5 protein-coding genes are annotated in these 6,575 nt (G+C 70.5%); 3 read left to right on the top strand and 2 right to left on the bottom strand.

All coding sequences use genetic code 11. The features are described 5' to 3' along the window. Positions 1-361 (bottom strand): kinase/pyrophosphorylase (locus VED21_RS38405; protein WP_324891732.1); only part of this gene is annotated, 361 nt, incomplete at its 3' end. Between the two features lie 514 nt (positions 362-875). Between VED21_RS38405 and hemE the strand changes: the two genes are divergently transcribed. The 3 genes from hemE to hemJ all read left to right on the top strand — a co-directional run bounded on the left by hemE (position 876) and on the right by hemJ (position 3,551). Beyond that, the gene (hemE, locus tag VED21_RS38410) at positions 876-1,922 is read left to right on the top strand and encodes a uroporphyrinogen decarboxylase (protein ID WP_324891734.1); all 1,047 of its coding nucleotides are present in this window, start codon (positions 876-878) and stop codon (positions 1,920-1,922) included. A 114-nt stretch (positions 1,923-2,036) separates the two neighbouring features. Further along, on the top strand, positions 2,037-3,086 hold the full coding sequence (gene hemH, locus VED21_RS38415; RefSeq protein ID WP_324891736.1) for a ferrochelatase: 1,050 nt from the start codon (positions 2,037-2,039) through the stop codon (positions 3,084-3,086). 36 nt (positions 3,087-3,122) lie between these two features. Next, positions 3,123-3,551: a protoporphyrinogen oxidase HemJ gene (gene hemJ, locus VED21_RS38420; RefSeq protein ID WP_324891739.1), complete on the top strand. Its 429-nt coding sequence runs from the start codon at positions 3,123-3,125 to the stop codon at positions 3,549-3,551. 39 nt (positions 3,552-3,590) lie between these two features. Here the strand turns inward: hemJ and VED21_RS38425 are convergent, their stop codons facing one another. After that, positions 3,591-6,317 carry an HAD-IC family P-type ATPase gene (locus VED21_RS38425; protein WP_324891741.1) on the bottom strand — a complete coding sequence of 909 codons (2,727 nt, stop codon included), beginning with the start codon at positions 6,315-6,317 and terminating at the stop codon, positions 3,591-3,593. Positions 6,318-6,575 lie beyond the last annotated feature (258 nt).

The raw sequence follows: 6,575 nt of genomic DNA on the forward strand, positions 1-6,575 counted from the left end.
GGCCGAAGTACTCGGCGTCCAGCGCGTGCTGGCGGCCGGGCTGGCGCTGCGACTCGAGGCCCAGGTAGGCGGCCAGCGCGTTGATCAGCGGGTCCAGCACGGGGATGCAGGGCACCTGCACCTCGCGGCAGAAGTCCTGGAGGCGCCGGCGCAGCCCCTCGTCCACCAGCGTGAACATGACCAGTCCCGGATGCTCGCGGATCGCCTCCAGCACCAGGTCGAGCTGGCGGTCGGTGCGCACGAGGTTCCAGAAGTGCTCGATCGGGCGGACCTGGTCGAACTGGATCACGCAGGCGCGCGCCACGCTGTTGATCGTCTCGCCCGTCGCGTCGGAAACGAGATGTAGGTGGAACTCTTTCATTGTCCCCAACATCCTGTGGAGGAATCGGACGATAGCCTGTGGATAACCATGGCGGCCGGATTCTACCCCCGCTGACCGGACTCATTGCCCCCGTCCCGGCCACCATGGGGGAAGAGTCCACGATCCGCTCCGCAAGATGGGGACGAATCAGCCGCCCTGCAGGTTATCCCCATGACTCACGAAAATCTCCCAAGCCCCCGCTTTTAGCATTTCCGCCGTTATCCCCGATAGTCCCGGATTCCGTCCACACCGGCGCCCCGCCGGGTTCGCCGCCGTCCGGGTCTGTGGATGAATCCGGGCACAGCGGGAATTCCCGTTATCCACAGCACCACTATCACCCCCTCCTTTAAATCCTAATTCTTAGAAAGGGAGAGGGTAGGGCCCTGCGCCGTCCGGAACGCCCTTCCCACGCGGGCCTGTGCAAAGCGGGGATGGAACGACTCTTTTTCTCGCCGCGCGCGGTGAATGGTGCGATAGAACGGGCACGCTCGACGCTTCCAAGGGATTGCCGCCGGTGACGGACGTTCGTAAGCCGATTCTCGCCGCCCTGAAGGGCGAGGCCTGCACCCACCCCCCGTTCTGGCTGATGCGCCAGGCCGGCCGGTACCTGCCCGAATACCGCGAGCTGCGCGCCAAGGCCGGCAGCTTCCTCGACCTCTGCTACAACCCCGCCTTCGCGGTCGAGGTGACGCTGCAGCCCATCCGCCGCTACGGCATGGACGCGGCGATCCTGTTCTCCGACATCCTGGTGGTGCCGCACGCGCTGGGCCAGCCGCTGACCTTCCAGGAAGGCGAGGGGCCGAAGCTGGACCCCGTGCGCAGCCCGGCCGACCTGAACCGCCTGTCCAAGGCCAACTTCCACGCGCACCTGGAGCCGGTGTACGAGACGGTGCGGCGCCTGCGCGGCGCCCTGCCGCCGGAGGTGACGCTGATCGGCTTCGCCGGCGCCCCCTGGACCATCGCCTGCTACATGGTGGAAGGCGGGGGCAGCAAGGAATACGCGGCGGTCAAGGGCTTCGCCTACCGCGACCCGGCCGGCTTCGGCCAGCTGATCAACCTGCTGGTCGAGGTCACGGCCGACTACCTGTGCACGCAGATCGACGCGGGTGCCGAGGTCGTGCAGCTGTTCGACAGCTGGGCGGGCGTGCTGCCGGCCGGCGCCTTCCGGCGCTGGGTGATCGAGCCGACGCGGCGCATCGTGGCGCTGGTCAAGGCCCGGCACCCCGACGTGCCGGTCATCGGCTTCCCGCGTGCCGCCGGCCTGCTGTACGAGGACTACGTGGCCGATTCCGGCGTCGACGCCGTCGGGCTGGACACCACGGTGCCGCCGGTGTGGGCGGCGCGCACGCTCCAGCCCCGCCTGCCGGTGCAGGGCAACCTGGACCCGATCATGCTGGCCGTCGGCGGCGACGCGCTGCGCCGGGCCGCCACCGAGATCCTGGAGGCCTTCTCCGGCCGGCCGTTCATCTTCAACCTGGGCCACGGCGTCATCCAGACCACGCCGCCCGAGCACGTGGCCGAGCTGTCCAGGCTGCTGAAGGCGTGGCCGGACGTGGCGTAATCGGCGCGATCGGCGGAAGGGCATAGGCCTTTCCGCCGGTTTCTTTGAGATTTCGCGTCGCAGGCACTGGACGAAGGGCGAAGGGCGCTCCAATTCTGGCGGATCATGCCGACCATGCCCTCCCCGACCCGCACCGCCGTCGTCCTGTTCAACCTCGGCGGGCCCGACAGCCCGGACGCCGTCCGGCCTTTCCTGTTCAACCTGTTCAACGACCCGTCGATCATCGGCGCGCCGACGCCGATCCGCTACCTGCTGGCGCAGTTCATCTCGCGCCGGCGCGAGAAGCCGGCCCGCGCGATCTACGCCGAACTCGGCGGCAAGTCGCCGCTGCTGGAGAACACGCAAGCGCAGGCGCGCGCGCTGGAGGCGGCGCTGGGCGGCGGTGAGCTGGGCGAGGTGCGCGCCTTCATCGCCATGCGCTACTGGCACCCGATGAGCGACGCGGCGGCGCGCGCGGTGAAGGCCTTCAACCCCGATCAGGTCATCCTGCTGCCGCTCTATCCGCAGTGGTCGACCACCACCACGGCGTCCAGCCTGCGGGTGTGGAACGAGGCGGCCGCCGCGGTGGGGCTGACGGCGCCGTCGCGGGTGGTGTGCTGCTACCCGACCGAGCCCGGTTTCGCCGCGGCGAGCGCCGAGCTGATCCGGACGCGCTACGAGGAGGCCGCGGCGCACGGCCGGCCGCGCGTGCTGTTCTCCGCGCACGGGCTGCCCAAGAAGGTCGTCGAGAAGGGCGACCCCTACCAGTGGCAGTGCGAGCGCACGGCGGAGGCGATCGTCGCCGCGCTCGGCATCGAGGGGTTGGACTGGATCAGCTGCTACCAGAGCCGCGTCGGCCCGCTGGAATGGATTGGCCCGTCCACGGATGCGGAGATCCGCCGCGCCGGGCAGGACAAGGTGCCGGTGGTCGTCGTGCCGCTGGCCTTCGTGTCCGAACATTCCGAGACGCTGGTCGAGATCGAGGTCGAGTACCGGCATCTGGCGCACGAGGCCGGGGTGCCCTTCTTCGCCCGCGTGCCGACGGTGGGCACCACGCCGGCCTTCATCGACGGGTTGGCCCGGCTGGTGCGGCAGGCGGCGGCGTGCGACCGCTTCATGTGCTCGCAAAGCGGCGGGCGGCTGTGCCTGTCGGGCTTTGCCGGCTGCCCGCAGCGCGCTACATAGGCCAAGGTCGAGCTTCGCAACCGGAGAGGGGTTTCCATGGCCTACGAGTGGGTCAAGGCGCTGCACGTCATCAGCATCATCGCCTGGATGGCGGGGCTGCTCTACCTGCCGCGGCTGTTCGTCTACCACACGGCGGCGACGCCCGGTTCCGAGGCGTCGGAGACCTTCAAGGTGATGGAGCGCCGGCTGCTTCGGGCCATCATGAACCCGGCGATGATCGCGTCCTGGGTCTTCGGCATCTGGATGCTGATCCTGATCCCGGAGTGGTTCAAGCAGGGCTGGCTGCACGCCAAGCTGTCGTTCGTGGTGGTGCTGACCGTCTCGCACATGCTGATGGCGCGCTGGCGCCGGGCGTTCGAGGAGGACCGCAACACCCACCCGCAGCGCTTCTTCCGAATCTGGAACGAGGTGCCGACCCTGCTGATGATCGGCATCGTCATCTTCGTGATCGTCAAGCCGTTCTGAAAGACCCCTCCCTCGCCTCCGGCGGGGGAGGGGCTATGGCTACACCTTGCGCACCCGGCGCCGCGCCACGGCCTTCTCGCCCTCGATCAGCAGGAAGATCAGCGCGCCGGCGGCGGCCATCATCGCCCAGTCGGCGGCGCCGACGGCCACCGTGCCGAACAGGGCCTGGACCGGTGGCAGGTAGGTGAAGGCCAGCTGCAGCACGATCATGCAGCCGATCGACACCCACACCGGTCGGCTGCCGAAGATGCCCTGCGGGTTGAGCACCGAGCCCAGCACGCCGCGCGCGTTCAGCAGGTAGAAGATCTCCCCCACCACCAGCGCGTTGACGGCGATGGTCCGCGCCTCCGCCAGATCGCCGGTGGCCGCCAGATGGCGGAAGAAGAAGGCGAAGCTGGCGGCCACCAGCAGCGCCATCACCACCGCCATGCGCAGCACCAGGTACCAGGGCAGGATCGCCTCGCCCGGATCGCGGGGCGGGCGGCGCATGACGTCGGGCTCCGGCGGCTCGAAGGCCAGCGCCAGGCCCAGCGTCACGGCGGTGACCATGTTGACCCACAGGATCTGCACCGGCGTGATCGGCAGCTGCAGCCCCAGCATGACGGCGATCATGATGACCAGCGCCTGCGCGCCGTTGGTCGGCAGCATGAACAGGATGGTCTTGCGCAGGTTGTCGTAGACCGTGCGCCCTTCCTCCACCGCGTGGGCGATGGAGGCGAAGTTGTCGTCGGCCAGCACCATGTCTGCGGCCTCGCGCGCGGCTTCCGTGCCCATGCGGCCCATGGCGACGCCGACGTCGGCCCGCTTCAGCGCCGGGGCGTCGTTGACGCCGTCGCCGGTCATGCTGACCGTGTGCCCCGCCGCCTGCAGCGCCTGGACGAGGCGCAGCTTATGCTCCGGCGTGGTGCGGGCGAAGACGTTGGCCTCCTGCGCCGTCCGGATCAGCGCGTCGTCGTCCAGCCGGTCGAGGTCGGCGCCGGTGACCGCCCGCTCTCCCAGGCCGAAGCGGCGGCCGATGGCGCGGGCGGTGACGGCGTGGTCGCCGGTGATCATCTTCACGGCGATGCCGGCGGCCCGGCAGGCCTGCACGGCGGCCACGGCCTCCTCGCGCGGCGGATCGATCAGCCCGCACAGGCCGAGCAGGGTCAGGTCCTGCACGTCGTCCAGGGTGAGATCAGCCGGCCCGTCGCCGGCCAGCGGCCGCATGGCGATGGCCAGCACGCGCTGCCCGTCCGCCGCCAGGGCCTCCACCCGCGCGTGCCAGACGGCGGGGTCGACCGGCGCCGGGCCGGCGGCGGTCAGGACGGCCGTGCAGCGGGCCAGAATCCGCTCCGGCGCGCCCTTGACGACGATCAGCCCGCCGCTGTCCGGACGGCGGTTCAGCGCCGCCATCATCTGGTGCTCGGATTCGAAGGGGATGACGTCGCGCCGCGGCAGCCGCTCGCGCTCGATGCCCAGGTCCAGGCCGGCCTTCATGGCCAGCGTCAGCAGCGCGCCGTCGGTCGGGTCGCCGGTGACCTGCCAGCAGCCGGTGTCGTCGCACCGCAGGTCGCCGTCGTTGCACAGCAGGCAGACGCGCGCGAAGTCGAGCAGCACCGGGTCGCCGTCAGGCGGCACTGCCCGCCCGTCGCGCTCGAACCCGCCGTCCGGCGCGTAACCGATGCCGGTGACGGCGTAGGTGGCGTCGGCGGTGAGCACGCTCTGCACCGTCAGCTCGTTGCGGGTCAGCGTGCCCGTCTTGTCGGAGCAGATGACGCCAACCGAGCCCAGCGTCTCCACCGCCGGCAGGCGGCGGACGATGGCGTTGCGCCGCGCCATGCGGGTGACGCCGATGGCCAGCGTGATGGTCATCACCGCCGGCAGGCCCTCCGGGATGGCGGCGACGGCGAGGCCGACGGCGGCCAGCACCATGTCCGCCCACGGCTCCCCCATCACCAGCGTGCCGTAGGCGAAGGTGGCCAGCGCCAAGCCGACGATGGAGACGCTGAGCACCTTGCCGAAGGCCGCCATCTGGCGCAGCAGCGGCGTGGTCAGCGTCTCCACCGCCGCCAGCAGGGCGCCGATGCGGCCGATCTCCGTGGCGTCGCCGGTGGCCACCACGATGCCGTGCCCCTGGCCCTGCGCCACCATGGTGCCGGAATAGGCCATGGAGGTGCGGTCGGCCAGCCCGGCGTCGGCCGGGACCGGCGGCGTGTCCTTGCCCACCGGCACCGATTCGCCGGTCAGCGCCGCCTCCTGGATGCGCAGGCCCTTGGCATGGACCAGCCGCAGGTCGGCCGGCACGCGGTCGCCCGACGCCAGCGCCACGCGGTCGCCGGGCACCAGCTCCTCGGCCGGGATGGTGGCGTGGCGCCCGTCGCGCAGCACGGTGGCCTGCGGCGCCAGCATGCCGCGGATCGATTCCAGCGCCTGCTCCGCCTTGCCCTCCTGGATGAAGCCGATCAGCGCGTTGATCACCACCACGCCGGCGATCACCGCGGAATCCGTCCAGTGGCCCAGCAGCAGCGTCAGCGCGCCGGCCGCCAGCAGCACGTGGATCAGCACGTCGTTGAACTGCGCCAACAGGCGCAGGAGCGGCGAGCGGCGCTTGGGCGGCGTCAGCCGGTTGGGGCCGAAGCGGCGGCGGCGCTCCTCCACCTCGGCGACCGACAGGCCGGTGTGGGGGCTGTCCAGCGCCGCCGTCGCCTCGGCCGGGCTGTGCGCGTGCCAGGGCGTGTCGGCCGGGGCGGGGGAGGGTGCGGCGGTTCTGGGGGCGATCGCATGCATGATGGCACCGCATCGCTACGGAAGGGATGATGTACACGTGTTCATGATAACCCGCCGGCACCACCACCTGCGACAAAGTGAGTCGCATCATGGAACCGGGTGCCGGCACTTTCGTTTGACTTGCAGGGTGTGATCCGATACCCATGTCTTACCACGGGGCCGATGGCTCCGCGGGACCCATCTTCATATCCGATGTCCCGGCCCCCGCCTTCATGCCGGGCATGGCGACCAGCGGCTTCCGCCGACCGTCATCGCCGA

The organism is Azospirillum sp. (genome assembly GCF_035627195.1).
GTDB lineage: Bacteria > Pseudomonadota > Alphaproteobacteria > Azospirillales > Azospirillaceae > Azospirillum.